The sequence below is a fragment of the Streptomyces sp. adm13(2018) genome, assembly GCF_008042145.1.
GTDB lineage: Bacteria > Actinomycetota > Actinomycetes > Streptomycetales > Streptomycetaceae > Streptomyces.
On record NZ_RDBH01000141.1, the window covers coordinates 939,846 to 966,734 of the forward strand.

A 26,889-nucleotide genomic window follows, 5' to 3' on the forward strand; every position below is an offset into this window, starting at 1 on the left:
GCCCAGGTCACCGGGGGTCCCCTGCCCGACCGAAGCCCGAGAGCTTGGGGGAGGGACACCCCGGGTCTACCCTGCGGTGAGCGCACCGCCGAAGGAGGACCCCCCGTTGTCGCGAGCCCGTCAGCCCTCCGAGGAGCTCGTCCAGCTCGACGCCGCAGCGGTCAGGTCCTGGTGCGCCCGCTCCCTCGACGCCCTCGGCCGGGAGCGCGAGGAGATCGACGCGATCAACGTGTACCCCGTGGCGGACGGGGACACCGGCACCAACCTCTACCTGACCGCGGAAGCCGCCCACCAGGCCGTCGAGGCCGTCTTCGCGGCCTCCGCCCCCGACACCGCCGAGACCGTACGGGCCATGGCACACGGCGCCCTCCTCGGCGCCCGCGGCAACTCCGGGACCATCCTCTCCCAGCTCCTGCGCGGCATGGCGGGCGTCCTCGCCGAAGGCGGTGACGGGGACCACCTCGCCCGTGCCCTCGCCGAGGCCGCGAGCGCCGCCCGCCGGGCCGTCGCCCACCCCGTGGAGGGCACCATCCTCACCGTGGCCACGGCAGCCGCCGAGGCCTGCGCCGGCGGCGGCGGACTCATCGATGTGGCCAGGAACGCCCACCGGGGCTCCCGGACCGCCCTCGCCGCCACCTCCGGACAGCTCGACGTCCTCGAACGCGCCGGAGTCGTCGACGCGGGCGGCCGGGGCCTGGTCACGGTCCTCGGCGCCCTCCTCGAGACCGTCACCGGACAGGCCCCGGCCGCCCGCGTCGACGACTCCGGCGCGTTCGAGGACGTCGAGCTGTCCGGAGGTGGCGGCGAGGGCGGTCCGGGAGCCCCGGTGGGCGTTCCTGGCCACATCGCGCACGGACCCGCCCCCCACGAGGAGTGCCCCACCGAGGGCGGACCCGCCTACGAGGTGATCTACCTCCTGGAGGCCGACGACACCGCCGTGGAGCTGCTCCGAGCCCGGCTCGACGCCCTGGGGGAGTCCCTCGTCGTCGTCGGCGGCGACGGGCTTTGGAACGTCCACGTGCACGTCGACGACGCGGGCGCCGCCGTCGAGGCCGGTGTCGAGGCCGGACGGCCCCACCGCATCCGCATCACCCATTTCGCCGCCGACTCCGCGGCCTCCACGGCGCGCGGCGAACGCGCTCAGCGCGCCGTCGTCGCCGTCGTCCCCGGCGAGGGCCTCGCCGGGCTCTGCGCCGAGGCCGGCGCCACCACCGTCCGGACCCGGCCCGGCGAACCGCCCGCCGGCGACGAACTCCTCGACGCGATCCGGCGGGCCCACGCGCGCGAGGTCGTCCTGCTGCCCAACGACACCGACCTGCGGCAGACCGCGGCCACCGTCGCCGAACACGCCAGGGCCGAGGGCATCCGCGTCGCCCTCATCCCCACCCGGGCCGCCGTCCAGGGCATCGCCGCCCTCGCCGTCCACGAACCCGACCGCCGCTTCGACGAGGACGTCGTCGCCATGACCGCCGCCGCCGGCGCCACCCGCTACGCCGAACTCGCCGTCGCCGAACGGCAGTCCTTCACCTCGGCCGGCGTCTGCCAGGCCGGCGACGTCCTCGGCCTCATCGAGGGCGACGTCGCCGTCATCGGCACCGACCTCACCGACACCGCGCGCACCGTCCTCGACCGGATGCTCTCCGCGGGCGGCGAACTCGTCACCCTCGTCGTCGCCGACGACACCCCGCCCGGACTCGCCCCCGACCTGGAGGCCCACGTCCGGAGCGGCTACCTGGCCGTCGACACCACCACGTACCACGCGGGCGCGGGCGCCCCACCGCTGCTCATCGGGGTGGAATAGCCACTTTTCCCGGCGCTCCTCCCCGGCCTCCGGGACGACTGTCGGTCCCGTGGTGTGCAATGGAACGCGTGCCCGCGCTCGACGAACCACTCAAGAAGTCCCTCGGCCCCGCCACCGCCAAGGTCATGGCCGAGGCGCTCGACCTGCACACGGTCGGTGACCTCCTCCACCACTACCCCCGCCGGTACGCCGAGCGGGGGGAGCTGACGACCCTCGCCGACCTGCCGCTCGACGAGCACGTCACCGTGGTCGCCCAGGTCGCCGACGCCCGTGTGCACACCTTCAACGGCGCCAAGGGACGCGGCCAGCGCCTCGAAGTGACCATCACCGACGGCAGCGGCCGCCTCCAACTGGTCTTCTTCGGCAAGGGCGTGCACAAGCCGCACCACGACCTGCTGCCCGGCACCCGCGCGATGTTCGCCGGCAAGGTCTCGCTCTTCAACCGGCGCCTCCAGCTCGCCCATCCCGCGTACGAACTCCTCCGCGGCGAGGACGGGGAGCGCACCGACACGATCGACGTCTGGGCCGGGGCCCAGATCCCGATCTACCCGGCCACCACCAAGCTGGAGTCCTGGAAGATCGCCAAGGCCGTCGACGCGGTCCTGCCCAGCGTCGTCGACGCCGTCGACCCGCTCCCCGACGCCCTGCGCGAGGGCCGCGGCCTCGCCGAACTCCCCGACGCCCTCCGGCTCATCCACCGGCCCCGCACCAAGGCCGACATCGCCGTCGCCCGCGAACGCCTCAAGTGGGACGAGGCCTTCGTCCTCCAGGTCGCCCTCGCCCGCCGCCGGCACGCCGACACCCAGCTCCCCGCCGCCGCCCGCCGGCCCGTCCCCGGGGGCATCCTCGACGCCTTCGACGCCAAGCTGCCCTTCACCCTCACCGACGGCCAGCGGAAGGTCTCCCGCGAGATCTTCGACGACCTGGCCACCGAACACCCCATGCACCGCCTCCTCCAGGGCGAGGTCGGCAGCGGCAAGACGCTGGTCGCGCTGCGCGCCATGCTCGCCGTCGTCGACACCGGCGGACAGGCCGCCATGCTCGCCCCCACCGAGGTCCTCGCCCAGCAGCACCACCGCTCCGTCACCGAGATGATGGGCGAGCTCGCCCAGGGCGGGATGCTCGGCGGCGCCGAACGGGCCACCAAGGTCGTCCTGCTCACCGGCTCCATGGGCACCGCCGCCCGCCGGCAGGCCCTGCTCGACCTGGTCACCGGCGAGGCCGGACTCGTCATCGGCACCCACGCCCTGATCGAGGACAAGGTCCGCTTCCACGACCTGGGCCTGGTCGTCGTCGACGAGCAGCACCGCTTCGGCGTCGAGCAGCGCGACGCCCTGCGCGGCAAGGGCAAGCAGCCCCCGCACCTCCTGGTGATGACCGCCACCCCCATCCCGCGCACGGTCGCCATGACCGTCTTCGGCGACCTGGAGACCAGCGTCCTCGACCAGCTGCCCGCCGGACGCTCCCCGATCGCCACCCACGTCGTCCCCGCCGCCGACAAGCCGCACTTCCTCGCGCGCGCCTGGGAACGGGTCCGCGAGGAGGTCGGCAAGGGACACCAGGCGTACGTGGTCTGCCCCCGCATCGGCGACGAGGAGGACCAGAAGAAGAAGGCGAAGGCGTCCGCCGCGGACGAGGCCGAGAAGCGCCCGCCGCTCGCCGTCCTCGACGTCGCCGAGAAGCTCGGCGCCGGGCCCCTCGCCGGACTCCGGATCGCCGTCCTGCACGGCCGGATGCACCCCGACGACAAGGACGACGTCATGCGCCGCTTCGCCGCCGGCGAGCTCGACGTCCTCGTCGCCACCACCGTCATCGAGGTCGGCGTCAACGTCCCCAACGCCACCGCCATGGTGATCATGGACGCGGACCGCTTCGGCGTCTCCCAGCTCCACCAGCTCCGCGGCCGCGTCGGCCGCGGCTCCGCGCCCGGCCTCTGCCTCCTCGTCAGCGAGATGCCCGAGGCCACCCCCGCCCGGCAGCGCCTCGCCGCCGTCGCCGCCACCCTCGACGGCTTCGAGCTCTCCCGCATCGACCTCGAACAGCGCCGCGAGGGCGACGTCCTCGGCCAGGCCCAGTCCGGCGTCCGCTCCTCGCTGCGGGTGCTCACCGTCATCGACGACGAGGAGGTCATCGCCGCAGCCCGGGAGGAGGCGACCGCCGTCGTCCTCGCCGACCCGGACCTCACCGCCCACCCCGGGCTGCGCACCGCCCTCGACGCCCTGCTCGACAAGGACCGCGAGGAGTACCTGGAGAAGGGCTGACCGCGCGGCGACGGACCGCGGTCATATCCTGAGACGTACGCACTGGACGACGCAGGACGAGGACACCGATGACCCGCGTGATCGCCGGAACCGCCGGCGGGCGCCGCCTGGCGGTACCGCCAGGCAACGGCACCCGCCCCACCTCCGACCGGGCGCGCGAAGGCCTCTTCTCCACCTGGGGCGCGCTCCTCGGCACCCTCGACGGGGCCAGGCTCGCCGACCTGTACGCCGGCTCCGGCGCCGTCGGCCTGGAGGCGCTGTCCCGGGGAGCCGCCCACGCCCTCCTCGTCGAGGCCGAACCGCGTGCCGCCCGGACCATCCGGGAGAACATCGCCTCGCTGGGCCTGCCCGGCGCCGAACTCCGTACCGGCAAAGCGGAGCAGATCGTGACGGGAGCGGCCCCCGCCGACCCCTACGACCTGGTCTTCCTCGACCCGCCGTACGCCGTCGGCGACGAGGAACTCCGGGAGATTCTCCTCACACTCCGCTCGGGGGGGTGGCTCGCGGACGACGCCCTCGTCACCGTGGAGCGCAGCACCAGAGGCGGGGAATTCGGCTGGCCGGTCGGTTTCGAACCACTGCGGGCCCGTCGTTACGGCGAGGGAACGTTTTGGTACGGTCGCGCCGCCTCACCGTGCGAAGACGCACGATGACCGGACCGGAGAGCGAGGGACCCACGTTGCGCCGCGCCGTCTGTCCGGGGTCATTCGACCCCATCACCAACGGACATCTCGACATCATCGCCCGAGCCTCCAAGCTCTACGACGTCGTCCACGTCGCGGTGATGATCAACCAGTCGAAGAAGGGCCTGTTCACGGTCGACGAGCGGATCGAGCTGATCCGCGAGGTCACCGCCGACCTCGGCAACGTCGAGGTGGAGTCCTTCCACGGACTGCTCGTCGACTTCTGCAAGCAGCGCGACATCCCCGCGATCGTCAAGGGGCTGCGCGCGGTCAGCGACTTCGACTACGAGCTGCAGATGGCCCAGATGAACAACGGCCTCACGGGCGTGGAGACCCTCTTCGTCCCCACCAACCCGACCTACAGCTTCCTGTCGTCCTCGCTGGTCAAGGAGGTCGCGGCCTGGGGCGGCGACGTCTCGCACCTGGTCCCGCCGACGGTCCTGCCCCGGCTGACCGAGCGCCTGGCGCGGAAGTGACGCGCGGCCACCGCCGCTGACGCTCCGTCACCCGCTGTCGGACGGGCCCCGACTGCCCTTACAGTCGTCCCGTCCGTCTCCATCCAGCTGTAGAGAGTGGCGAGCACCCGGTGGACGTGCAGAAGAAGCTCGACGAGATCGTCGCGACCGTGCAGGGCGCCCGCTCCATGCCCATGTCGGCATCCTGCGTGGTCAACCGCGCCGAGCTGCTCGCCCTGCTCGCGGAGGTGCGGGAGGCCCTGCCCGGCTCCCTGGCCCAGGCCCAGGAGCTGATCGGCGGCCGCGAGCACATGGTCGAGCAGGCCCGCCAGGAGGCGGAGCGGATCATCGAGGCCGCGCACGCGGAGCGCGGTTCGATCGTCTCCGACACCCAGGTCGCCCGGCAGTCCCAGGAGGAGGCCGACCGGATCCTCTCCGAGGCCCGCCGGGAGGCGGAGGAGGTCCGCGCGGAGGCCGACGACTACGTCGACTCCAAGCTCGCGAACTTCGAGGTCGTCCTCAACAAGACGATCGGCTCCGTCGACCGCGGCCGCGAGAAGCTCCTCGGCCGGGGCCCCGGCCTCGACCAGAACGGCTACGCCGACGAGGACGCCCCCGAGTACAGCTCGGACCCGCAGACCCTGATCCACCGGGCCGACGAGTACGTCGACGCCAAGCTCGGCGCCTTCGAGGCGGTGCTCAGCAAGACCCTGGAGGCCGTCGGCCGGGGCCGGCAGAAGCTGCACGGCCGGATCGCCACCGACGCGCTGGGTGAGCACATGGCCGCCCAGGACGGCCTCGTCGGCTCCGTGCACACCAGCGACTCCGACTACCTGGCCGGTCTCGCGGAGCTCGCCGACCCCGAGCCGGTCCAGATCCCCGCCCAGCAGCAGGCCCCGCAGGCGCAGCCCCAGGCCGACCCGTACGCGGCCTACCAGCAGTCCCAGGGCGACCCGTACGCCGGCTACCAGCAGGTCCAGCAGCAGCCCGACCCCTACGCGTACCAGCAGCAGCCGCCGCAGCACACGGATCCCTACGGCTACCAGCAGCAGGACCCGTACGCGTACCAGCAGCCCGCCCAGCAGGACCACGGGCAGGGGCAGCAGCACCAGGGCGGCGCGCTGGACGAGACGAGCTTCTTCGACACGGGCATGATCGATCTGGAGCAGCTGCGCCGCTACGAACAGGGGCAGTAGCCGGGCCGGTCGGGACCCCGACGCCCGGATTGGGCCCTGGGCGAAGCGTCCAGTATCCTGGCTCTTCGGTCGCGCGCATCTCCGCGATCCATGCTGCCCGCGTCTGGCAGCCTCCTCGACGCAGCACGACTTTCGAAAGCAGGAAGAGCCCTGAGCACGCGCCTCGACCACCGCAACCCCCTCGTGTTCGACACACACGAGCTGGGGCGGCGTCCTGGTGCCCTCCAGCGGATCTCGCGTTCGATCGAGGCCCCCCGGGACCTGGGCGTCGAAGGAGTGATCGGAGTGCCCGAGGGCGCCCCGGTCGACATCGATCTCCGTCTTGAGTCGGTCATGGAAGGGGTGCTTGTCACAGGCACCGCCCGTGCATCGGCCGAGGGGGAGTGCGTAAGGTGTCTGGAGCCCGTCGAGCTGGAGCTCGACGTGGACTTCCAGGAGATGTTCTCGTACCCCGACTCCGACGACCGGGGCCGCTCCAAGGCGGCCGCGGACGACGAAGCCGAGGCAGACGAGGACATGATCCCCCTCGAGGACGGCATGTTCGACCTCGAACCCGTGCTGCGTGATGCGGTGGTGCTCGCACTGCCGATGCAGCCGGTGTGCCGGGAGGACTGTGCGGGTCTGTGCTCCGAGTGTGGAGCCAACCTGAACGAGAACCCCGACCACCACCATGACGCCGTCGACGCTCGTTGGGCGGCACTGCAGGGACTCGCCGGTTCGCTGGGAACCGATGAGAAGGACAACATGAGCGGCAAAGCCTCTGACGGGGACGTCCGAAGCGCCGCCGAGAAGCAGGAGAAGTAGCCGTGGCTGTTCCGAAGCGGAAGATGTCGCGCAGCAACACGCGCCACCGCCGGTCGCAGTGGAAGGCTGCGGTCCCCACCCTGGTTTCGTGTGAGCGTTGCCAGGAGCCGAAGCTGCAGCACATCGCGTGCCCGAGCTGCGGCACCTACAACAAGCGCCAGGTCCTCTCGGTCTGATTGGGCTGGTGAGAGGCGCAATGTCTGAGTCCCGCAAGACGGACGACAAGACGGACCATGCCTCGTCCCACACGCTTCTGGAAGGGCGGCTCGGCTATCGGCTCGAGTCCGCCCTTCTGGTGCGTGCGCTGACCCACCGTTCGTTCGCGTACGAGAACGGCGGTCTGCCCACCAACGAGCGGCTGGAGTTCCTCGGGGACTCCGTGCTCGGCCTGGTGGTCACGGACACGCTGTACCGGACCCACCCCGACCTGCCGGAAGGCCAGCTGGCCAAACTGCGGGCCGCGGTGGTCAACTCGCGTGCGCTGGCGGACGTGGGGCGCGAACTCGAACTCGGCTCCTTCATCCGGCTCGGCCGGGGCGAAGAGGGCACGGGCGGCCGGGACAAGGCGTCCATCCTCGCCGACACCCTTGAAGCGGTGATCGGCGCGGTCTATCTCGACCAGGGCCTCGAAGCGGCGTCCGAGCTGGTGCACCGGCTCTTCGACCCGCTGATCGAGAAGTCCTCCAACCTCGGTGCCGGCCTGGACTGGAAGACCAGTCTCCAGGAGCTCACCGCGGCCGAGGGTCTCGGTGTGCCGGAGTACCTCGTCTCCGAAGAGGGTCCGGACCACGAGAAGACCTTCACTGCTGCCGCCCGCGTCGGTGGTGTCTCGTACGGCACCGGCACCGGCCGCAGCAAGAAGGAAGCGGAACAGCAGGCGGCGGAGTCCGCGTGGCGCTCGATCCGGGCCGCCGCGGACGAACGCGCGGCGGCGGCCAAGGCCGCGGCCGAGGCGGGAGAGGTCGCCGACCCCTCGTCGACCGCCCACCGGGCGTCGGCCTGACCGGCCGCGTCACCGCTTCCCGGGAACCCCGCCCCACGGCGGGGTTCCCGTCTTTTCCGGGGTGCGCGCGCCGGTAGGGTGGAACCTCCGTAGGAGAGACGTACGTCCGGAGGAGTCCCGTGCCCGAGCTGCCCGAGGTCGAGGTCGTCCGGCGGGGTCTGGAGCGCTGGATCGCCGGACGGACCGTGACCGACGTCGAGGTGCTGCACCCCAGGGCCGTACGCCGTCATCCGGCCGGCGGCGAGGACTTCGCGGCACGGCTGAAGGGGCAGCGGTTCGAGGTGGCGCGCCGCCGCGGCAAGTACCTCTGGCTGCCGCTGGCCGAGACCGGCACCTCCGTCCTCGGTCACCTCGGCATGAGCGGGCAGCTGCTCGTCCAGCCCGAGGGCGCCGCGGACGAGAAGCACCTGCGGATCCGGATGCGCTTCGACGACGCAGACGGCACCGAGCTCCGCTTCGTCGACCAGCGCACCTTCGGCGGGCTCTCGCTCCACGACCAGACCCCCGACGGGCTCCCGGACGTCATCGGGCACATCGCGCGGGACCCGCTGGACCCGGAGTTCGACGACGACGCCTTCCACCGCGCGCTGCGGCTGCGCCGTACGACGGTCAAGCGCGCGCTGCTCGACCAGTCGCTGATCAGCGGCGTCGGCAACATCTACGCGGACGAGGCGCTCTGGCGTGCGCGGCTGCACTACGACCGGCCGACGGCGACCCTGACCCGGCCGCGCTCCGCGGAGCTGCTCGGGCACGCCCGGGACGTGATGAACGCGGCCCTCGACGTGGGCGGCACCAGCTTCGACAGCCTGTACGTCAACGTCAACGGCGAGTCCGGCTACTTCGACCGCTCGCTCGACGCCTACGGCCGCGAGGACGAGGCCTGCCGCCGCTGCGGCACCCCGATACGCAGGCGCCCCTGGATGAACCGCTCCAGCTACTTCTGCCCGCGCTGCCAGCGCCCGCCGCGCACGACCCTCTGACGGCTCGCGCTCCGGGACACCGTCCGGACCGGCGTCCCGCGCGGTCCGTCCGGCCGCTCGCTCTGGGATACGGAGCTCCGGCGCCGCTCAGCCCGACGCGGGCGCGGCGCGCTCCGCGTCGTAGCCGGCCCGGGCCGCCTCGACCTCGGGCATGCGGCCCTCCACCAGCGCGATCAGGCCGATCAGCCGCTCCGCGATGTCGCGACCGAGGGCGGTGAGCCGGTAGTCGACCCGCGGCGGGTTGGTGGGCTGGGCCTCGCGGTGCACGAGGCCGTCGCGCTCCAGCGCGTGCAGGGTCTGCGACAGCATCTTCTCGCTCACGCCGTCGACCCGGCGCCGCAGCTCGTTGAACCGGAACGACCCCTCGTACAGGGCGCCCAGCGTCAGGCTTCCCCAGCGCCCCGTCACGTGCTCCAGCGTGCAGCGCGAGGGGCAGGCGCGGGCGAACACGTCGTAGGCGAGGTCGTCGGTCATGCTTTCACCGTACTCCCGCGCAGCGCTCACCACCATCGTGCGCACACCAGAGGTGTGCGCTTTCGGGAAGTGAGCGTGCCGTCGCTCCGGGGGGATCAGTAGCCGAAGTCCTGGGTCCACCAGGGGCCGCCGTCGGCGAAGTGGACGCCCACGCCGAGGGTGGTGAAGTCGCAGTTCAGGATGTTGGCGCGGTGGCCGTCGCTGTTCATCCAGGACTGCATCACGGCCGCCGCGTCCGCCTGGCCGCGGGCGATGTTCTCGCCGCCGAGGCCCGAGACGCCCGCCTTCTCGGCGCGCACCCACGGGGTGGCCCCGTCAGGGTCCGTGTGGTCGAAGAAGCCGCGGGCCGCCATGTCCGAGCTGAAGGCGCCGGCCAGCGCCGCGAGCCGGGCGTTCGCGCTCACCGGCGAGCAGCCCACCTTGGCGCGCTCGTCGTTCACGAGGCGGACGACCTCGGCCTCCGCGGCCGCGCTGCGGTCCGTGGTGGAGGGGGCCGCCGGCTTCGCGACCGGCGCCTCGGTCGTCGGATCGGGCTTCGGTTCCGGCTTCGGAGCGGGGGCCTTCGTGGTGGGCGCGGCCGTGGTCCGGGGCGCCTTCGGCTTGGCGGGCGCCTTCGTCGGGGCCTTGGCCGGTGCCTTCGTCGGCGCCTTCGTCGGGGTCTGCGCCTTCGTCGGAGTCGGCTTCGCCTTCGGGGTCGGCTTCGCGGACGGGGTCGCCGAAGGGGAGGCAGTCCTGCCCTGGTCCGTACCCGTGCCCGTCTTCGCGGGCGGGCGCGGGCCGCTCCGCTCGCCGGTCGGGGTCTGGGTGGCTCCGCCCTGCGTCGTCAGCTCCGGCGCCTGCCGGGACTGGCCCGGGCGTTCGCTCGAACCGGCGCTGCCGACGGTGAGGGTGTCGCCGCCGGGCAGCAGGCCCGAGGTGACGGCGATGGCGCCCACCGCGACGGCGGCGGAGGCTCCGAGCAGGCCGGTGCGCACGGGGCGCCGCTTGCGGCGGGTACCCCGGTGACGGCGGTCCGAACCGTCGGCGTACTCTTCTGCGGCGGGTGCGGCTCCGGCGCGACGGTGGCGTCCCATCTGGTCTGCCTTCCTCTTGCTGGTCCTGCTGTGGTCCTGTGCCGGCCCTCAGGGCCTTTGCTGATCTTTGCTCTCGGTACCGTTGCGGACCGGCTCTCGAACAGCACGGGTCCGAACGGGTGAGGCGTGTTCGGTCGGGACTGTAGCCCATGCGGGTCGGTGGCGATGTGCTCATCTGGCAATCCGCCCGTTAGCGTGCAGGCATGGAAGACGATGTGCGGATGACCGCCTGGGTACGCGGCCGGGTACAGGGAGTGGGCTTCCGCTGGTTCACCAGGGCAAACGCTCTGGAGATCGGCGGCCTGGTCGGCTTCGCCCTGAACCTGGACGACGGCCGGGTACAGGTGGTGGCCGAAGGGGCGCGTGAGAATTGCCACCGTCTGCTCGCCTGGCTCCACTCCGCCGACACACCCGGGCGCGTGGACGGCGTCACTGAGATCTGGGCCACCCCGCGCGGTGGATACGACGGCTTCGCCATCCGCTGACGATCACTCTCCGACACCCTCTCCCGGTGACCGAGAGGGGTGCCGGGTGGACGGGCGGTAACAGCAGGTCGACGGGGAAAGCCCCTGGTGGTTGCCAACGAGCCGCCGTCATGGAAGGCTGCCGGGTAAGGATGATCGCGACGCCCTGAGGCACCGAGTTCCAGAGGCCCCGCCGCCCGCTGAGCGGCCCGGGACTCCTCGGAAAGCCCTTCAAACGGGGCGTGATCGTGTTGACCGTCAAACTTTTTGGTGAGACTCTGGAATCCCCGCGCACCTTAGCTGTTCGGCAGTGGAACCGGCACGACAAGCAGTACTGCCGAGCACCGCGGGTGCGACATCCCTCACGACCCAACCGCTACGGTCGGTCACTCATTGTGGAGGACCACTCATCATGGCAAAGGCGCTTCTCGGTTACGTCGGCGGCTCCGACCCGCGACTCCTCGCCGAGATGCGACGGCTCCAGCAGCGCGTCCAGGACCTGGAATCCGAGCTGGTACGGATCCAGTCCGAGAACGACTCGCTCGCCGCGGCCGCCGCTCAGCACCAGGGAGAGTCGCTGCTGAACAGCATCGACCTCGACGTACCCCAGGCGGAGCCTGCGCTCACCTGACAACCCAGCCCCGAGGGGCCAGGTGGGAATCACTCACGCCGGCACCGCCGACGGCACAACCATGCCGGTGGGGCCGACCGAGTACTCATGTCGGCAGAGCGGACATGCAAGGGGCGCCCCGGCGTCCCTTCCTTCTTTCACCCGCCGTTCCCCTCCCGTACCCCCCTTTCTCACCCGAGGATCTGCCCTGCACGTTCGCGGGTGAAACGCGCGAGCCCCGGTAGAGTCCGGGCGTGCACCTCAAGGCCCTGACCCTCCGCGGATTCAAGTCGTTCGCCTCGGCCACCACGCTGCGGTTCGAACCCGGAATCACCTGCGTCGTGGGCCCCAACGGATCGGGCAAGTCCAACGTCGTGGACGCCCTGTCCTGGGTCATGGGCGAGCAGGGCGCCAAGTCGCTGCGCGGCGGCAAGATGGAGGACGTCATCTTCGCCGGCACGACCGGTCGCCCGCCGCTCGGCCGTGCCGAGGTGTCCCTCACCATCGACAACTCCGACGGCGCGCTGCCCATCGACTACGCCGAGGTCACGCTCACCCGCATCATGTTCCGCGGCGGCAGCAGCGAGTACCAGATCAACGGCGACACCTGCCGACTGCTCGACTTCCAGGACCTGCTCTCCGACTCCGGCATCGGACGCGAGATGCACGTCATCGTGGGCCAGGGCCAGCTCGACTCGGTGCTGCACGCCGACCCGATGGGCCGCCGCGCCTTCATCGAGGAGGCCGCGGGCGTCCTCAAGCACCGCAAGCGCAAGGAGAAGGCGCTGCGGAAGCTCGACGCGATGCAGGCCAACCTCGCGCGCGTGCAGGATCTCACCGACGAACTGCGCCGCCAGCTCAAACCCCTCGGCCGGCAGGCCGCCGTCGCCCGCCGCGCCGTCGTCATCCAGTCCGACCTCCGCGACGCCCGGCTCCGCCTCCTCGCCGACGACCTCGTCCGGCTCCAGCAGGCCCTCACCGCAGAGGTCGCCGACGAGGCGGCCCTGCTCGCCCGCAAGGAGGCGACCGAGGGCGAACTGCGGGCCGCACTCGCCCGCGAGGCCGCCCTGGACGCCGAGGCACGCGCGCTCGTCCCCCGCCTCGAACGCGCCCAGCAGAACTGGTACGCCCTCTCCCAGCTCGCCGAGCGCGTCCGCGGCACCGTCTCCCTCGCCGACGCGCGCGTGAAGAGCGCCACCGCCGCACCCGCCGAGGAACGCCGCGGCCGCGACCCGGAGGACCTGGAGCGCGAGGCGGCCCGCGTCCGCGAGCAGGAGGCCGAGCTGGAAGCCTCCCTGGAGGCGGCCGAGCGTGCCCTGGAGGACACCGTCACCCACCGCGCCGACCTCGAACAGGCGCTGGCCTCAGAGGAACGCCGCCTCAAGGACCTGGCCCGCGCCCTCGCCGACCGGCGCGAGGGCCTCGCCCGCCTCCACGGCCAGGTCAACGCCGCCCGCTCGCGCGCCGCCTCCGCCCAGGCCGAGATCGACCGCCTCGCCGCCGCCCGCGACGAGGCGGGGGAGCGGGCGGCCACCGCCCAGGAGGAGTACGAGCAGCTCAAGGCCGAGGTCGACGGCCTCGACGCCGCGGACACCGAGCACGGCGAGCGCCACGAGGCCGCCCGCCGCGCCCTCGCCGAGGCGGAGACCGCACTCGGCACCGCCCGCGAGGCCGTCGCCACCGCCGAACGCGGCCGCGCCGCGACCCAGGCCCGGCACGACACCCTCGCCCTCGGACTGCGCCGCAAGGACGGCACCGGCACCCTGCTGACGGCCGGACTCAGCGGACTCCTCGGACCGGCGGCCGAACTGCTCACCGTCACCCCCGGATACGAGGTCCCCGTGGCCGCCGCCCTCGGCGCCGCCGCCGACGCGGTCGCCGCCACCGGCCCCTCCGCCGCGGCCGAGGCCCTCCGCCTGCTGCGCAAGCAGGACGCCGGCCGTGCCTCCCTGCTGCTGACCGGAGCCCCCGAACCCGACCGCCCGGCAGCGGCCGGGGCCGCCCCCGGCGGCCACCCGTGCGCCGCCGACCTCGTCCGGGGCCCGGACGAACTCATGGGTGCGGTACGCCGGTTGCTCGCCGGGATCGTCGTCGTCGACGACCTCGACCAGGCCGCCGAACTGGTCAGGACCCGGCCCGCGTCGACCGCAGTCACCCTGGAGGGCGACCTGCTCGGGGCGCACTTCGCCCAGGGCGGCTCCGCGGGCGCGCCCAGCCTCCTCGAAGTCCAGGCCTCAGTCGCCGAGGCCGCCGCCGAACTCGACGCACTCGCCGTGCGCTGCGAGGAGTCGGCCGCCGCCCGGGGCGAGGCCGAGGAGCGGCGCCGTACCGCCGCCGCCCTCGTCGAGGAACTCGACACCCGGCGCCGTACCGCCGAACGCGAGAAGTCCGCGGTCGCCCAGCAGCTCGGCCGGCTCGCCGGCCAGGCCAGGGGAGCGGCCGGGGAGGCCGAGCGGACCGCGGCCGCCGCCGCCCGCGCCCAGGAGGCCCTGGAGAAGGCGACCGCCGACGCGGAGGAACTCGCCGAACGGCTGCTCGTGGCCCAGGAGGCCGCCGCCTACGGGGAGGACGGCGACGAGGAACCCGACACCGCCGTCCGCGACCGGCTGGCGATCGACGGGTCCAACGCGCGCCAGACCGAGATGGAGGCCCGCCTCCAGGTCCGTACCCATGAGGAGCGGGTGAAGGGGCTGGCCGGCCGGGCCGACTCGCTGGACCGGGCCGCCCGCGCCGAACGGGAGGCACGCGCGCGTGCCGAGCAGCGCCGCGCCCGGCTGCGCCACGAGGAGCGGGTCGCGGGAGCCGTCGCCGCCGGAGCCCGGAGCCTGCTGGCCCATGTCGAGGTGTCCCTCGGCCGCGCGGAGCGGGAGCGGGTGGAGGCGCAGGCGGCGCGCGCCGACCGGGAGGAGGGCCTGACGGCCGCCCGGGCCCGGGGCCGCGACCTCAAGGCGGAACTCGACAGACTGACCGACTCGGTGCACCGGGGCGAGGTCCTCGGCGCGGAGAAGCGGCTGCGGATCGAGCAGCTGGAGTCCCGGGCCCTGGAGGAGTTCGGGGTGGAGGCGACCGCGCTGGTCGCCGAGTACGGACCGGACCAGCCCGTCCCCCCGTCACCGGCCGTCGAGGGCCCGGAGGACGCCGGCGCCCCGGCGGGCGCGGACGGCCCGGCGGGCTCGGCGACGGAGGACGAGGGGCGCCCCTTCATCCGTTCGGAGCAGGAGAAGCGCCTCAAGGCGGCCGAACGGGCGTACCACCAGCTCGGCAAGGTCAACCCGCTGGCCCTTGAGGAGTTCGCCGCCCTTGAGGAGCGTCACCGCTTCCTCTCCGAGCAGCTGGAGGACCTGAGGAAGACCCGGACCGACCTGCTTCAGGTCGTGAAGGAGGTCGACCTGCGGGTCGAGCAGGTCTTCACCGAGGCCTACCGGGACACCGCCCGGGAGTTCGAGGGCGTCTTCTCCCGGCTCTTCCCGGGAGGCGAGGGGCGGCTCGTGCTCACCGACCCCGACAACATGCTGACCACCGGCGTCGAGGTGGAGGCCCGTCCGCCCGGCAAGAAGGTGAAGCGGCTCTCGCTGCTCTCGGGCGGAGAGCGCTCGCTGACCGCCGTGGCGCTGCTGGTCTCGATCTTCAAGGCCCGGCCCAGCCCGTTCTACGTGATGGACGAGGTCGAGGCGGCGCTCGACGACACCAACCTCCAGCGGCTGATCCGGATCATGCGGGAACTCCAGGAGTCCTCGCAGCTGATCGTGATCACCCACCAGAAGCGGACCATGGAGGTCGCGGACGCGCTGTACGGGGTGTCCATGCAGGGTGACGGCGTCTCGAAGGTGATCAGTCAGCGGCTGCGCTGAGGCTGAGGGCATGCGTCATTGCTTCAAGTGTTGAACTCAAGCCACCCTCCAGTGCTTATTAAGTCATATGACATGACCTATTGACTTAGAAACTTGAAGGCATAGTCTCTGCAACGTTGCTTTAACCTTCACGTGGTGGGCGGCGTGAAGTTGTGCGCCACTGGAAGGGCTTGTGCCCCCCATCGAGGAGTCCATGTGTCCAATACCGCGCAGGCGCCCACGCCGCCGCCGTCCGGCGACCGCACCGCACATCCGGACCACCTCGGCCACGTCATCTTCATCACGGCCTCCGCGGCGATGGGCGGATTCCTCTTCGGCTACGACAGCTCCGTCATCAACGGCGCCGTCGAGGCGATCCGCGACCGCTACGACATCGGCTCCGGAACCCTCGCCCAGGTCATCGCCATCGCCCTGATCGGCTGCGCGATCGGCGCCGCCACGGCCGGCCGGATCGCCGACCGCATCGGCCGCATCCGCTGCATGCAGATCTCCGCGGTGCTCTTCGCCGTCAGCGCCGTCGGCTCCGCGCTGCCCTTCGCCCTCTGGGACCTGGCGCTCTGGCGCATCATCGGCGGCTTCGCCATCGGCATGGCCTCCGTCATCGGCCCCGCCTACATCGCCGAGGTCGCCCCCGCCGCCTACCGCGGTCGCCTCGGCTCCTTCCAGCAGGCCGCGATCGTCATCGGCATCGCCATCTCCCAGCTGGTGAACTACGGCATCCTCCAGCTCGCCGACGGCGACCAGCGCGGCGAGATCGGCGGCCTGGAGGCCTGGCAGTGGATGCTCGGCGTCATGGTCGTGCCCGCCGTCCTCTACGGCATGCTCTCCTTCGCCATCCCCGAGTCGCCGCGCTTCCTCATCTCGGTCGGCCGCAACGACCGGGCCAAGGAGGTCCTCGCCGAGGTCGAGGGCCAGGGCGTCGACCTCGACGCACGGGTCGCCGAGATCCACCAGGCCATGCGCAGCGAGCACAAGTCCACCTTCAAGGACCTGTTCGCCGCCGGCTCCCGCTTCCGGCTCCTGCCCATCGTCTGGGTCGGCATCGGGCTCTCGGTCTTCCAGCAGCTCGTCGGCATCAACGTCGCGTTCTACTACTCCGCGACGCTCTGGCAGTCCGTCGGCATCGACCCGTCGAGCTCGTTCTTCTACTCGTTCACCACGTCGATCATCAACATCATCGGCACCGTGATCGCGATGGTCCTCGTCGACCGCGTCGGCCGCAAGCCGCTCGCCCTCGTCGGCTCCATCGGCATGGCGATCGCCCTCGCCTTCGAGGCCTGGGCCTTCTCGGCCGACCTCGTCGACGGCAAGCTGCCCGAGACCCAGGGTGTCGTGGCGCTCGTCGCCGCCCACGTCTTCGTGCTGTTCTTCGCCCTCTCGTGGGGCGTGGTGGTCTGGGTCTTCCTCGGCGAGATGTTCCCCAACCGGATCCGTGCCGCCGCCCTCGGTGTCGCCGCCTCCGCCCAGTGGATCGCCAACTGGGCCATCACGGCCAGCTTCCCGTCCCTCGCGGACTGGAACCTGTCCGGCACCTACGTCATCTACACGGTCTTCGCCGTGCTCTCGATCCCCTTCGTGCTCCGGTACGTCAAGGAGACCAAGGGCAAGGCGTTGGAGGAGATGGGCTGATCCCCGCTGCCCCTCTCCTCACCCACGGAACCGCCCCGGTCCCGGGCCCGACGCCCGGGACCGGGGCGGTCCGCCGTTCTCCCCGCCCTCAGGCCGTCAGCCGGGGCACCACCTCGTCGCAGAACAGCCGGACGCTCCGCCACCCCTCCTCCGGCGGCATCCCGCCGCACAGCGGATGCAGCACGAGGCTCTCCGGATCGAGAGCCAGGCACTCCTCCGGGGTCACGACCCGGTAGACCCCCTCGGCGCGCAGCTCCGCCACCGTCGTCGCCGCCGACCGCACCGCCGAGCGGATGTCCTTCGACTGCCAGGAGGCGTACGTCCGGGCCTCGTGCAGGAAGTGCTCCCCGTGCAGGGCCCAGGTCCGGTCCGGGTCCTCCGACAGGTGCAGCAGCGGCGTCACCTCGGCCGGCATCATCGTCCAGCCCTCCGTGCCGTACTCCGCGCACCGCTCGCGGTAGTACGCCTCCAGCTCCGGCAGGTGCGCGCTGGGGAAGAACGGCAGCCCGAGCCGGGCCGCCCGCCGGGCCGCCGCCCGGGACGACCCCCCGACCAGCAGCAGCGGATGCGGCTGGGTGAGGGGCCGCGGGGTGACCCGCACCGTACGGCCCCCGTAGGTGAACGGCTCCCCGGTCCAGGCCGTGAGCAGCGTCTCCAGGAGCAGGTCCTGCAGCTTCCCGCGCCGCCCCCAGTCGACGCCCCGCTCCTCGTACTCCTCCGGGCGGTAGCCGATCCCCGCCACCGTCACCAGGCGCCCGCCGCTCAGCAGGTCGAGGACCGCGATGTCCTCGGCGAGCCGCAGCGGGTCGTGCAGCGGGCCGATGATCGCGGAGACGGTGACGGCGATCCGCCGCGTCGCGCCGAAGACGGCGCCCGCGAAGGCGAAGGGGGAGGGCAGCCAGTTGTTCGCGACGCCGTGGTGCTCCTCGGTCTGCACGGTGTCGACCCCGTGGGCGTCGGCGTACGCGGCCATCTCGACGGCGGCGCGGTAGCGGGCGGAGAGGGACTCGGGGGTCGCGCGGGGATCGACGAGGTTGAACCGTACGACGGTGAACGGCATGGGAAGTCCCCCTCCGCTGGTGGGATACCGGCGAAGGGGGACGTTATCTGACGTTGCGTCAGATGGAAACGGTCTCGCGCGTCCCGGCGGGCTCCGCCGACGCCGCGGATCCGGCGGCCGGCGTCCGCGGCAGCACGGCGTACAGGACGCCCGCCACCACGATCGTCGCCGCCCAGCCCAGGCCGTTCTCACCGATCCAGGAGGAGGCCAGCGGGCCGGAGAACCAGTCGACCTTCGTGAAGAGGAGACCCGCGAGGAGCGCGACCGCCCAGGCCGTCATCGCCTGCCAGGCGAAACCGCCCCGGTACCAGTACGCGCTGGTGCGGGTGGTGTCCATGAGCGCCGCCGCGTCGTACGACCGGCGCCGCAGCATGTCCACGCCGAAGACGCCGATCCAGGCCGAGAACGCCACCGCGAGCAGCGTCAGGAAGGAGATGAACGAGCCGATGAAGCTGGTCGCCACCACCATGAGCAGGAAGCCGAAGACCAGGCTGATCACCGCGTTGACGCTGACCGCCGCCGCGCGCGAGACCTTGATGCCCAGGGTCTGGGCGGTGAACCCGGCGGAGTACATCGACATCGAGTTGATCAGGAGCATCCCGATCAGGGCGATCACCAGGTACGGCACCGAGATCCACATCGGCAGCAGCTCGCCGATGAAGGAGACCGGGTCCTGCGCGGAGGCCAGGTCCGGGGTCGACACCGCCATGACCGCGCCCATCAGGACCATCGGCAGCACCACGATCCCGGCGCCGCCGACCGTGGAGCCGACCATCGCCCGCGACGAGGCCGTACGGGGCAGGTAGCGGGTGAAGTCGGGGCCCGAGGGGACCCAGCTGATGCCGCCCGCCGCGATCGTGCCGATGCCCGCGATCATCATCGCCGTGGAGCCGGCCGGCTTGGCGAAGACCGCCGACCAGTCGGTGTTCGCCACCAGGTAGCCGAGGACGAGCACCGAGAACGCCCCGAAGAGGTACGTGGACCACTTGCTGCACACCCGCAGCGCGTTGATGCCGAGCCCCGAGACGAGGAAGGTGCAGGTGACGAAGAGCAGCAGCGTCACCACGATGAGGACGGTGTTCGACCTCACACCGAAGAGCAGGTCGAGGACGGTCAGCACCGCGTACGCCCCGGTGACCGCGTTGATGGTCTCCCAGCCCCACCGGGCCACCCAGATCAGCGCACCGGGAAAAAGGTTTCCGCGCTGACCGAACACCGCCCGGGACAGCGCCATCCCCGGGGCGCCGCCCCGCTTGCCGGCGATCGAGATCAGACCGACGATCCCGTACGAGAGGACCGGCGCGGCGACCGCCACCGCCAGGACCTGCCAGAAGTTCAGACCGTTGAAGACGATCAGGCCGGCGCCCATCGTGAGCAGCAGCACACTGATGTTGGCCGCCACCCAGGTCGGGAAGAGCTCGCGGACCCGCCCGGTCCGCTCGTGGTCGGGGACGGGTTCGAGACCGCGGGTCTCCACAGCGCCGTCGTGGGTCGCGCCTACGGCTTCGGAGGCGTCGTGGGGCATAGGGGTACTCCGTACAGATGTGGGGGGAACCCACCCAGCGTACGTGCTCTTTCTCCGGCGCCTTCGTGGCCGATACTGGTCGGGTTATGGAACTCATCCTTGCTGTAGTCATCGCTCTGGTCGTCGCGGTCGCCGTGACGAGCGGGCTCGTGGTCAGCGGTCGCAAGAAGAAGCAGCTGCCGCCGGCCGAGCCGCCGTCCACCACGCCGACCATCACCGCTCCGCCCGCCGAGCCGCACGTCGGCGAGGAGGCGGAGACGCCGCGGGAGGAACCACGCCGCACGGTCGAGGAGGTCCAGCTCCCGGCCGAGGAGGCCGTCGAGACGCCCGCCGCCGTCGAGGACCCCGTCGTCGCCGCGCCCGAGGCCCCCGAGATCGAGGTTCCGGAGCCCACCGCCGGCCGTCTCGTACGGCTCCGGGCCCGGCTCGCCCGCTCGCAGACCTCGCTCGGCAAGGGGCTGCTCACGCTCCTGTCCCGCGAGCACCTCGACGAGGACACCTGGGAGGAGATCGAGGAGACCCTTCTCACGGCCGACGTCGGCGTCGCCCCCACCCAGGAGCTCGTCGAGCGGCTCCGCGAGCGGGTCCGGGTGCTCGGCACCCGCACCCCGGAGGAACTGCGCACCCTGCTCCGCGAGGAGCTCATCGTCCTGCTCGGCCCCGACCTCGACCGCACGGTGCACACCGAGAGCCCCTCGGACGTGCCCGGCGTCGTCATGGTCGTCGGCGTCAACGGCACCGGGAAGACCACGACCACGGGCAAGCTCGCCCGGGTCCTCGTCGCCGACGGCAAGTCCGTCGTCCTCGGCGCGGCCGACACCTTCCGCGCCGCGGCCGCCGACCAGCTCCAGACCTGGGGCGAGCGCGTGGGCGCCCGGACCATCCGCGGCCCGGAGGGCGGCGACCCGGCGTCGATCGCCTTCGACGCGGTCAAGGAGGGCATCGCCGAGGGCGCCGACGTCGTCCTCATCGACACCGCCGGCCGGCTCCACACCAAGACCGGCCTCATGGACGAGCTCGGCAAGGTCAAGCGCGTCGTCGAGAAGCACGGCCCGCTCGACGAGATCCTGCTCGTCCTCGACGCCACCACCGGCCAGAACGGTCTGATCCAGGCCCGCGTCTTCGCCGAGGTCGTCGACATCACCGGCATCGTCCTCACCAAGCTCGACGGCACCGCCAAGGGCGGCATCGTCGTGGCCGTCCAGCGCGAGCTGGGCGTCCCGGTCAAGCTGATCGGCCTGGGCGAGGGTCCGGACGACCTGGCGCCCTTCGAGCCGGGCGCCTTCGTCGACGCCCTGATCGGCGACTGACGTCCCGTACGACACGCGGAAGGGCCCTCGCCGACCGGCGAGGGCCCTTCCGCGTACCGGGGCTCAGAACCGGGTGCGGTGGCAGATGTACGCCAGGGTGCCGAGCAGCAGCCGCGCCTGCGGCGGCGCGCCCGCCGTGTCCAGCGTCGGGGGCCGCAGCCAGCGCACCGGGCCGAGACCGCCGAGGTCCGACGGGGGAGCGGTGACATGGGCGCCGGGGCCCAGACAGTGCAGATCCAGATCGGCGTCGTCCCAGCCCATCCGGTAGAGCAGCTGCGGAAGCTCCGCCGCCGCCCCGGGGGCCACGAAGAACCGCGCCCGGCCGGTCGGCGTCGCGCACACCGGGCCGAGCGGCAGCCCCATGCGTTCGAGCCGTACGAGCGCCCGGCGGCCCGCGGCCTCGGCGACCTCGATCACGTCGAAGGCCCGTCCCACCGGGAGGAGCATCGCCGCGCCGGGGTACTCCGACCAGGCCTTGGTCGCGTCGTCGAGTCCGGCGCCCGCCGGGACCGGTGCCGCGAAGGCGAGGGGGTGCGCTCCGGGGGCCGTGCACGACGTCTCCCCGCAGGAGCACTGGCCGGAGACCGCCCGCGCTCCGGGCACCACGTCCCAGCCCCACAGTCCGGTGTACTCGGCCACCGCAGTGCACTCCGTGGCGCGAACGCGGCGACGAGCGCCGGACCGCATCTCACGCATGCCGCTGATCGTGAAACCCATGTCCCCTCCAACGGGTCGAGCGCGCCGGTGGTTACGACTCGGAGCATAGTCGTCACCCTGTGTCACGGTTCGTCGCCGGGGGTGGCGCACTGTCGTGTACGGGGTGGTGCGGACCGTCGCGCGCGCCTCTCCGCGCTCCCGTCCGCCGGCTCCGGTTCGTCGCATGTCAAGTGAATCGCGTTCCATGGGTGGCGAGTTCATTCGAAGGGGTGGCGAATGGTGGCGTTTCCCGGATCGCCCTCGTGGAGGGGTGATCGTAGGGTTACTTTCGGTACTCGAACCGCGGGTTGGTCTGCACCCGCGGGTATGCCGGAGGCAACCCGGTTTCCAGTTCGAAGGAGTGCGAACGCCGGACGGGTGCCGCGCGAGGCGGCATTCTGGTAGGGGTTCAGGTGACAGGCGATCAGGTGAATGGGGGCGTTCCAGTGGGCGGCAACGGCGCAGACGGTACGACTGCCGGGAAGCGCCCCAACGAGCAGCTGGGCTCGTGGTTCGTGCGCAGCGGCTGGTCGAAGGGCGAACTCGCGCGCCAGGTGAACCGCCGGGCGCGCCAGATGGGCGCGCACCACATCTCCACCGACACCTCACGGGTCCGCCGCTGGCTCGACGGCGAACAGCCGCGCGAGCCCATCCCGCGGATCCTGTCGGAGCTGTTCTCCGAGCGCTTCGGCTCCGTCGTCGCCGTCGAGGACCTCGGCCTGCGCACCGCCCACCAGTCGCCCTCCGTCTCCGGCGTCGACCTGCCCTGGGCCGGACCCCAGACGGTCGCCCTGCTCGGTGACTTCTCCCGCAGCGACCTCATGCTCGCCCGCCGCGGCTTCCTCGGCTCCTCCCTGGCCCTGGCCGCCGGACCCGCCCTCATCGAACCGATGCAGCGCTGGCTCGTCCCCACCCCCGCCGGCGAACTCGAACGGCCCGACACGCTCGCCGACGCCCGCCGCCCCAACCGGCTCTCCGAGATCGAACTCGACCTCCTCGAATCCACCACGGCCATGTTCCGCAAGTGGGACGCCCAGTGCGGCGGGGGACTGCGCCGCAAGGCCGTCGTCGGCCAGCTCCACGAGGTCACCGACCTCCTCCAGGAGCCGCAGCCGGCCGCCACCGCCAAGCGCCTCTTCACCTGCGCCGCCGAACTCGCCGAACTCGCCGGCTGGATGAGCTACGACGTGGGCCTCCAGCCCACCGCCCAGAAGTACTTCGTGCTCGCCCTGCACGCGGCCAAGGAAGCCGGCGACAAGCCCCTCGGCTCGTACATCCTGTCCTCGATGAGCCGCCAGATGATCCACCTGGGCCGGCCCGACGACGCCCTCGAACTCATCCACCTCGCCCAGTACGGCAGTCGGGACTGCGCCACCGCCCGCACCCAGGCCATGCTGTATGCGATGGAGGCCCGCGCCTACGCCAACATGGGCCAGCCCTCCAAGTGCAAGCGGGCCGTCCGGATGGCCGAGGACACCTTCGCCGACGTCGGCCTCGACGGCGAGCCCGAGCCCGACTGGATCGGCTTCTTCTCCGAGGCCGAGCTCAACGGCGAGAACTCCCACTCCTACCGCGACCTCGCCTACGTCGCCGGCCGCTCCCCCACCTACGCCTCCCTCGCCGAGCCCGTCATGGAGCGGGCCGTCGAGCTCTTCGAGAAGGACGCCGACCACCAGCGGTCGTACGCCCTGAACCTCATCGGCATGGCCACCGTCCACCTCCTCAAGCGCGAACCCGAGCAGTCCGTCGTCCTCGCCGAGAAGGCCCTCGGAGTCGCCCGCAGCATCCGCTCCGAGCGGGTCAACACCCGGCTCCGCAAGACCGTCGACCACGCCGCCCGCAACTACAGCGACGTCGCCGAGGTCGTCCACCTCACCGACCGGCTCACCCAGCTGCTCCCCGAGGCCGCCGAGGCGGTCTGACCCACCCGGCGCCCCGGCGCCGCCCCCGCACTCCGGCCGCGCCGGACGTCCCGTACTGCCCGACTCGGCTCCCCCGCCGCAAGGTCACACGGACTCCGGCGCGGCCGGTTCCGCGTCTCCGGACCCTCGCGCCGCCCCCGTCCCCGGCCCGTGCGCCGCCCGGATTCCGGGCCCCGCGACCCGTGCGGAGGGTACGGCCGCCGGCCCGCCGCCACGGAGCCGTTCACGGTCGCGTAACACGCCCCACCCCTTCGTCACCGCTCCGAAACATCGAGCGGCATCGGCCGAAACGGCCCTGCGCGAGCGGCATCGGCCGAAACGGCCCTGCGCGAATCTCTGGCGCATAACCGGCCACCCCTCACGGCCGCAGCCGCCCGCCGGCCCCGCCCCCGCACAGGCCGCATTCGACGACGAGGAGACGCCGATGGCACCAGCCATCACGACCCTGGCAGCAGACGCCCCCGAGCTGTCCGCCGCCAACACCGGGTTCATGCTCATCTGCTCCGCCCTGGTCATGCTGATGACCCCGGCGCTCGCCTTCTTCTACGGAGGCATGGTCCGCGTCAAGTCCACCCTCAACATGCTGATGATGAGTTTCATCAGCCTCGGGATCGTCACGATCCTCTGGGTGCTCTACGGCTTCAGCCTCGCCTTCGGCACCGACTCGGGCTCGATCATCGGCTGGTCCTCCGACTACGTCGGCCTCAGCGGCATCGGCGTCACCGAGCTCTGGGACGGCTACACCATCCCGGTGTACGTCTTCGCCGTCTTCCAGCTGATGTTCGCCGTCCTCACCCCGGCCCTGATCAGCGGCGCCCTCGCCGACCGCGTCAAGTTCACCGCCTGGGCCCTCTTCATCACCCTCTGGGTCACCGTCGTCTACTTCCCCGTCGCCCACTGGGTCTGGGGCTCCGGCGGCTGGCTCTTCGAGATGGGCGTCATCGACTTCGCCGGCGGCACCGCCGTCCACATCAACGCCGGCGCCGCGGCCCTCGGCGTCATCCTCGTCATCGGCAAGCGCGTCGGCTTCAAGAAGGACCCGATGCGCCCCCACAGCCTCCCGCTGGTCATGCTCGGCGCCGGTCTCCTCTGGTTCGGCTGGTTCGGCTTCAACGCCGGCTCCTGGCTCGGCAACGACGACGGCGTCGGCGCGGTGATGTTCGTCAACACCCAGGTCGCCACCGCCGCCGCCATGCTGGCCTGGCTGGCCTACGAGAAGATCCGCCACGGCTCCTTCACCACCCTGGGCGCCGCCTCCGGCGCCGTCGCCGGCCTCGTCGCCATCACCCCGGCCGGCGGAGCGGTCAGCCCGCTCGGCGCGATCGCCGTCGGCGCCATCGCCGGCCTCCTCTGCGCCATGGCCGTCGGCCTCAAGTACAAGTTCGGCTACGACGACTCCCTCGACGTCATCGGCGTCCACCTCGTCGGCGGCGTCATCGGCTCCCTCCTCGTCGGCCTCTTCGCCACCGGCGGCGTCCAGTCCGACGCCAAGGGCCTCTTCTACGGCGGCGGCCTGGAGCAGCTCGGCAAGCAGGCCGTGGGCGTCGTCGCCGTCCTCGCCTACTCTCTGATCGCCTCCGCGGTCCTCGCGCTGATCATCGACAAGACGATGGGCATGAGGGTCAGCGAGGACGACGAGGTCTCCGGCATCGACCAGGTCGAGCACGCCGAGACCGCGTACGACTTCAGCGGAGCCGGCGGCGGCGCGTCCTCGCGCTCCACCGCCGTCGCCCCCGCCCCGGCCGTCACGCAGAACAAGAAGGTGGACGCATGAAGCTCATCACCGCGGTCGTGAAGCCGCACCGGCTCGACGAGATCAAGGAGGCCCTGCAGGCGTTCGGCGTCCACGGCCTCACGGTCACCGAGGCCAGCGGCTACGGTCGCCAGCGCGGCCACACCGAGGTCTACCGGGGCGCCGAGTACACCGTCGACCTCGTCCCCAAGATCCGCATCGAGGTCCTCGTCGAGGACGAGGACGCCGAACAGCTCATCGACGTCGTCGTGAAGGCCGCCCGAACCGGCAAGATCGGAGACGGCAAGGTGTGGAGCGTGCCGGTGGAGACCGCCGTACGCGTCCGCACCGGCGAACGCGGCCCGGACGCCCTGTAAGCAGCGGTCCGGACGCACCGTACGCACACGAAGGAGCCGCCGGGTGACGAGCCTCGAAGTCAGCGAAGAGACCGAAGAATCGGGACCCGGCGGTTACGCGGCGGCCCGGCTGCTCCTCCTCCACGAGAAGGAGCGGTCCGGGCCGCCGCGCCGTGCCGCCCTCGCCCGGCTCACCGACGAATGGCTGGCCGCGCTCTTCACGGCCGCCGCCCCGCCCCGCGGGGTCGCCCTCGTCGCCGTCGGCGGCTACGGCCGCGCCGAACTCTCCCCGCGCAGCGACCTCGACCTCCTCCTGCTCCACGACGGGAGCGCCGACCAGGCCGCGATCGCCGCCCTCGCCGACCGCCTCTGGTACCCGGTCTGGGACCTCGGGCTCGCCCTCGACCACTCCGTACGCACCACGGCCGAGGCCCGCGCCACCGCCGCCGACGACCTCAAGGTCCACCTCGGCCTCCTCGACGCCCGGCCCGTCGCCGGCGACCACGGACTCGTCGCCGCCCTGCGCACCACCGTCCTCGCCGACTGGCGCAACCAGGCCCCCGCCCGCCTCCCCGAACTCGACGCGCTCTGCCGCGAGCGCGCCGAACGCATGGGCGAGCTCCAGTTCCTCCTCGAACCCGACCTCAAGGAGGCCCGCGGCGGCCTCCGCGACGTCCAGGCCCTCCGCGCCGTCGCCGCCTCCTGGCTCGCCGACGCACCCCGCGAGGGCCTCGACGCCGCCCGCCGCCGCCTCCTCGACGCCCGCGACGCCCTCCACCTCACCACCGGCCGCGCCACCGACCGGCTCGCCCTCCAGGAACAGGACGCCGTCGCCGCCGAACTCGGCCTCCTCGACGCCGACACCCTGCTCCGCGAGGTGTACGAGGCCGCCCGGACCATCTCGTACGCCGCCGACGTCACCTGGCGCGAGGTCAACCGGGTCCTCAAGGCCCGCTCCGCCCGGCCCCGGCTCCGCGCCCTGCTCGGCCGCGGCGGCGGCCCGC

At 72.2% G+C, this 26,889-nt stretch carries 22 protein-coding genes and 1 pseudogene; 18 read left to right on the forward strand and 5 right to left on the reverse strand.

What is annotated here, in order from left to right:
* Positions 1-106 precede the first annotated feature (106 nt).
* From EAO70_RS32425 to mutM, 9 genes are all read left to right on the forward strand, one after another.
* Complete coding sequence (locus EAO70_RS32425; RefSeq protein ID WP_148006336.1) at positions 107-1,801, forward strand: DAK2 domain-containing protein; 1,695 nt, start codon at positions 107-109, stop codon at positions 1,799-1,801.
* 59 nt (positions 1,802-1,860) lie between these two features.
* Positions 1,861-4,062, forward strand: coding sequence for an ATP-dependent DNA helicase RecG (gene recG / locus EAO70_RS32430; protein ID WP_148006337.1), 2,202 nt, complete (start codon positions 1,861-1,863; stop codon positions 4,060-4,062).
* 68 nt (positions 4,063-4,130) lie between these two features.
* Complete coding sequence (gene rsmD, locus EAO70_RS32435; RefSeq protein WP_148006338.1) at positions 4,131-4,715, forward strand: 16S rRNA (guanine(966)-N(2))-methyltransferase RsmD; 585 nt, start codon at positions 4,131-4,133, stop codon at positions 4,713-4,715.
* A 26-nt stretch (positions 4,716-4,741) separates the two neighbouring features.
* Entirely contained in the window at positions 4,742-5,221 is a 480-nt protein-coding gene (coaD, locus tag EAO70_RS32440) for a pantetheine-phosphate adenylyltransferase (RefSeq protein WP_187284142.1), read from the forward strand.
* 110 nt (positions 5,222-5,331) lie between these two features.
* Complete coding sequence (locus EAO70_RS32445; protein ID WP_148006340.1) at positions 5,332-6,396, forward strand: ATP synthase F0 subunit B; 1,065 nt, start codon at positions 5,332-5,334, stop codon at positions 6,394-6,396.
* A 90-nt stretch (positions 6,397-6,486) separates the two neighbouring features.
* Positions 6,487-7,200, forward strand: a complete 714-nt coding sequence (locus tag EAO70_RS32450; protein WP_148006341.1) for a YceD family protein — start codon at positions 6,487-6,489, stop codon at positions 7,198-7,200.
* A 2-nt stretch (positions 7,201-7,202) separates the two neighbouring features.
* Entirely contained in the window at positions 7,203-7,376 is a 174-nt protein-coding gene (rpmF, locus tag EAO70_RS32455) for a 50S ribosomal protein L32 (protein WP_015036448.1), read from the forward strand.
* Between the two features lie 20 nt (positions 7,377-7,396).
* Positions 7,397-8,203 (forward strand): ribonuclease III, encoded by an 807-nt coding sequence (gene rnc, locus EAO70_RS32460; protein ID WP_148006342.1) that lies wholly within the window; start codon positions 7,397-7,399, stop codon positions 8,201-8,203.
* A gap of 119 nt (positions 8,204-8,322) precedes the next feature.
* The gene (mutM, locus tag EAO70_RS32465; protein ID WP_148006343.1) at positions 8,323-9,183 is read left to right on the forward strand and encodes a bifunctional DNA-formamidopyrimidine glycosylase/DNA-(apurinic or apyrimidinic site) lyase; all 861 of its coding nucleotides are present in this window, start codon (positions 8,323-8,325) and stop codon (positions 9,181-9,183) included.
* Positions 9,184-9,270: 87 nt separating this feature from the next.
* Here mutM and EAO70_RS32470 read toward each other — a convergent pair whose 3' ends face one another.
* Both EAO70_RS32470 and EAO70_RS32475 read right to left on the reverse strand, forming a co-directional pair.
* Positions 9,271-9,657, reverse strand: coding sequence for a winged helix-turn-helix transcriptional regulator (locus EAO70_RS32470; RefSeq protein ID WP_148006344.1), 387 nt, complete (start codon positions 9,655-9,657; stop codon positions 9,271-9,273).
* Positions 9,658-9,752: 95 nt separating this feature from the next.
* Complete coding sequence (locus tag EAO70_RS32475; protein ID WP_148006345.1) at positions 9,753-10,730, reverse strand: CAP domain-containing protein; 978 nt, start codon at positions 10,728-10,730, stop codon at positions 9,753-9,755.
* Between the two features lie 203 nt (positions 10,731-10,933).
* Here EAO70_RS32475 and EAO70_RS32480 point away from each other — a divergent pair, with 203 nt between their 5' ends.
* The 4 genes from EAO70_RS32480 (at position 10,934) to EAO70_RS32495 (ending at position 17,284) form a co-directional block, all read left to right on the forward strand.
* Positions 10,934-11,215, forward strand: a complete 282-nt coding sequence (locus EAO70_RS32480) for an acylphosphatase (protein ID WP_148006346.1) — start codon at positions 10,934-10,936, stop codon at positions 11,213-11,215.
* A 391-nt stretch (positions 11,216-11,606) separates the two neighbouring features.
* On the forward strand, positions 11,607-11,825 hold the full coding sequence (locus EAO70_RS32485) for a hypothetical protein (protein WP_015036455.1): 219 nt from the start codon (positions 11,607-11,609) through the stop codon (positions 11,823-11,825).
* A gap of 233 nt (positions 11,826-12,058) precedes the next feature.
* A complete protein-coding gene (smc, locus tag EAO70_RS32490) occupies positions 12,059-15,655 on the forward strand; it encodes a chromosome segregation protein SMC (RefSeq protein ID WP_148006347.1) in 3,597 nt (1,198 codons plus the stop codon).
* A gap of 195 nt (positions 15,656-15,850) precedes the next feature.
* Positions 15,851-17,284: a sugar porter family MFS transporter gene (locus EAO70_RS32495; RefSeq protein ID WP_148006348.1), complete on the forward strand. Its 1,434-nt coding sequence runs from the start codon at positions 15,851-15,853 to the stop codon at positions 17,282-17,284.
* Positions 17,285-17,372: 88 nt separating this feature from the next.
* Here EAO70_RS32495 and EAO70_RS32500 read toward each other — a convergent pair whose 3' ends face one another.
* Together EAO70_RS32500 and EAO70_RS32505 are read right to left on the reverse strand one after the other, a co-directional pair.
* Complete coding sequence (locus tag EAO70_RS32500; protein ID WP_148006349.1) at positions 17,373-18,344, reverse strand: LLM class flavin-dependent oxidoreductase; 972 nt, start codon at positions 18,342-18,344, stop codon at positions 17,373-17,375.
* A 58-nt stretch (positions 18,345-18,402) separates the two neighbouring features.
* Positions 18,403-19,869, reverse strand: coding sequence for a cytosine permease (locus tag EAO70_RS32505; protein ID WP_148006350.1), 1,467 nt, complete (start codon positions 19,867-19,869; stop codon positions 18,403-18,405).
* 86 nt (positions 19,870-19,955) lie between these two features.
* Here EAO70_RS32505 and ftsY point away from each other — a divergent pair, with 86 nt between their 5' ends.
* A complete protein-coding gene (gene ftsY / locus EAO70_RS32510) occupies positions 19,956-21,179 on the forward strand; it encodes a signal recognition particle-docking protein FtsY (protein WP_148006351.1) in 1,224 nt (407 codons plus the stop codon).
* A 63-nt stretch (positions 21,180-21,242) separates the two neighbouring features.
* Here ftsY and EAO70_RS32515 read toward each other — a convergent pair whose 3' ends face one another.
* Positions 21,243-21,896 carry a bifunctional DNA primase/polymerase gene (locus EAO70_RS32515; RefSeq protein WP_148006352.1) on the reverse strand — a complete coding sequence of 218 codons (654 nt, stop codon included), beginning with the start codon at positions 21,894-21,896 and terminating at the stop codon, positions 21,243-21,245.
* A 425-nt stretch (positions 21,897-22,321) separates the two neighbouring features.
* Here EAO70_RS32515 and EAO70_RS32520 point away from each other — a divergent pair, with 425 nt between their 5' ends.
* The 4 genes and pseudogenes from EAO70_RS32520 to EAO70_RS32535 all read left to right on the forward strand — a co-directional run.
* Entirely contained in the window at positions 22,322-23,797 is a 1,476-nt protein-coding gene (locus tag EAO70_RS32520; RefSeq protein ID WP_148006353.1) for a hypothetical protein, read from the forward strand.
* Between the two features lie 424 nt (positions 23,798-24,221).
* Positions 24,222-25,571 (forward strand): ammonium transporter, encoded by a 1,350-nt coding sequence (locus EAO70_RS32525; RefSeq protein ID WP_148006354.1) that lies wholly within the window; start codon positions 24,222-24,224, stop codon positions 25,569-25,571.
* A complete protein-coding gene (locus EAO70_RS32530) occupies positions 25,568-25,906 on the forward strand; it encodes a P-II family nitrogen regulator (protein ID WP_015036464.1) in 339 nt (112 codons plus the stop codon). The genes EAO70_RS32525 and EAO70_RS32530 overlap by 4 nt, the downstream gene beginning before the upstream one ends.
* 43 nt (positions 25,907-25,949) lie before the next feature.
* Positions 25,950-26,889, forward strand: a pseudogene (locus tag EAO70_RS32535) ([protein-PII] uridylyltransferase); the annotation flags it as partial.

Coding starts and splice junctions, on each gene's coding strand:
- recG (WP_148006337.1), top strand. CDS start 1,861: ATGGAACGCGTGCCCGCGCTCGACGAACCACTCAAGAAGTCCCTCGGC.
- rsmD (WP_148006338.1), top strand. CDS start 4,131: ATGACCCGCGTGATCGCCGGAACCGCCGGCGGGCGCCGCCTGGCGGTA.
- EAO70_RS32450 (WP_148006341.1), top strand. CDS start 6,487: ATGCTGCCCGCGTCTGGCAGCCTCCTCGACGCAGCACGACTTTCGAAA.
- rnc (WP_148006342.1), top strand. CDS start 7,397: ATGTCTGAGTCCCGCAAGACGGACGACAAGACGGACCATGCCTCGTCC.
- EAO70_RS32470 (WP_148006344.1), bottom strand. CDS start 9,657: ATGACCGACGACCTCGCCTACGACGTGTTCGCCCGCGCCTGCCCCTCG.
- EAO70_RS32475 (WP_148006345.1), bottom strand. CDS start 10,730: ATGGGACGCCACCGTCGCGCCGGAGCCGCACCCGCCGCAGAAGAGTAC.
- EAO70_RS32480 (WP_148006346.1), top strand. CDS start 10,934: ATGGAAGACGATGTGCGGATGACCGCCTGGGTACGCGGCCGGGTACAG.
- EAO70_RS32485 (WP_015036455.1), top strand. CDS start 11,607: ATGGCAAAGGCGCTTCTCGGTTACGTCGGCGGCTCCGACCCGCGACTC.
- EAO70_RS32500 (WP_148006349.1), bottom strand. CDS start 18,344: ATGCCGTTCACCGTCGTACGGTTCAACCTCGTCGATCCCCGCGCGACC.
- EAO70_RS32505 (WP_148006350.1), bottom strand. CDS start 19,869: ATGCCCCACGACGCCTCCGAAGCCGTAGGCGCGACCCACGACGGCGCT.
- ftsY (WP_148006351.1), top strand. CDS start 19,956: ATGGAACTCATCCTTGCTGTAGTCATCGCTCTGGTCGTCGCGGTCGCC.
- EAO70_RS32515 (WP_148006352.1), bottom strand. CDS start 21,896: ATGGGTTTCACGATCAGCGGCATGCGTGAGATGCGGTCCGGCGCTCGT.
- EAO70_RS32525 (WP_148006354.1), top strand. CDS start 24,222: ATGGCACCAGCCATCACGACCCTGGCAGCAGACGCCCCCGAGCTGTCC.
- EAO70_RS32530 (WP_015036464.1), top strand. CDS start 25,568: ATGAAGCTCATCACCGCGGTCGTGAAGCCGCACCGGCTCGACGAGATC.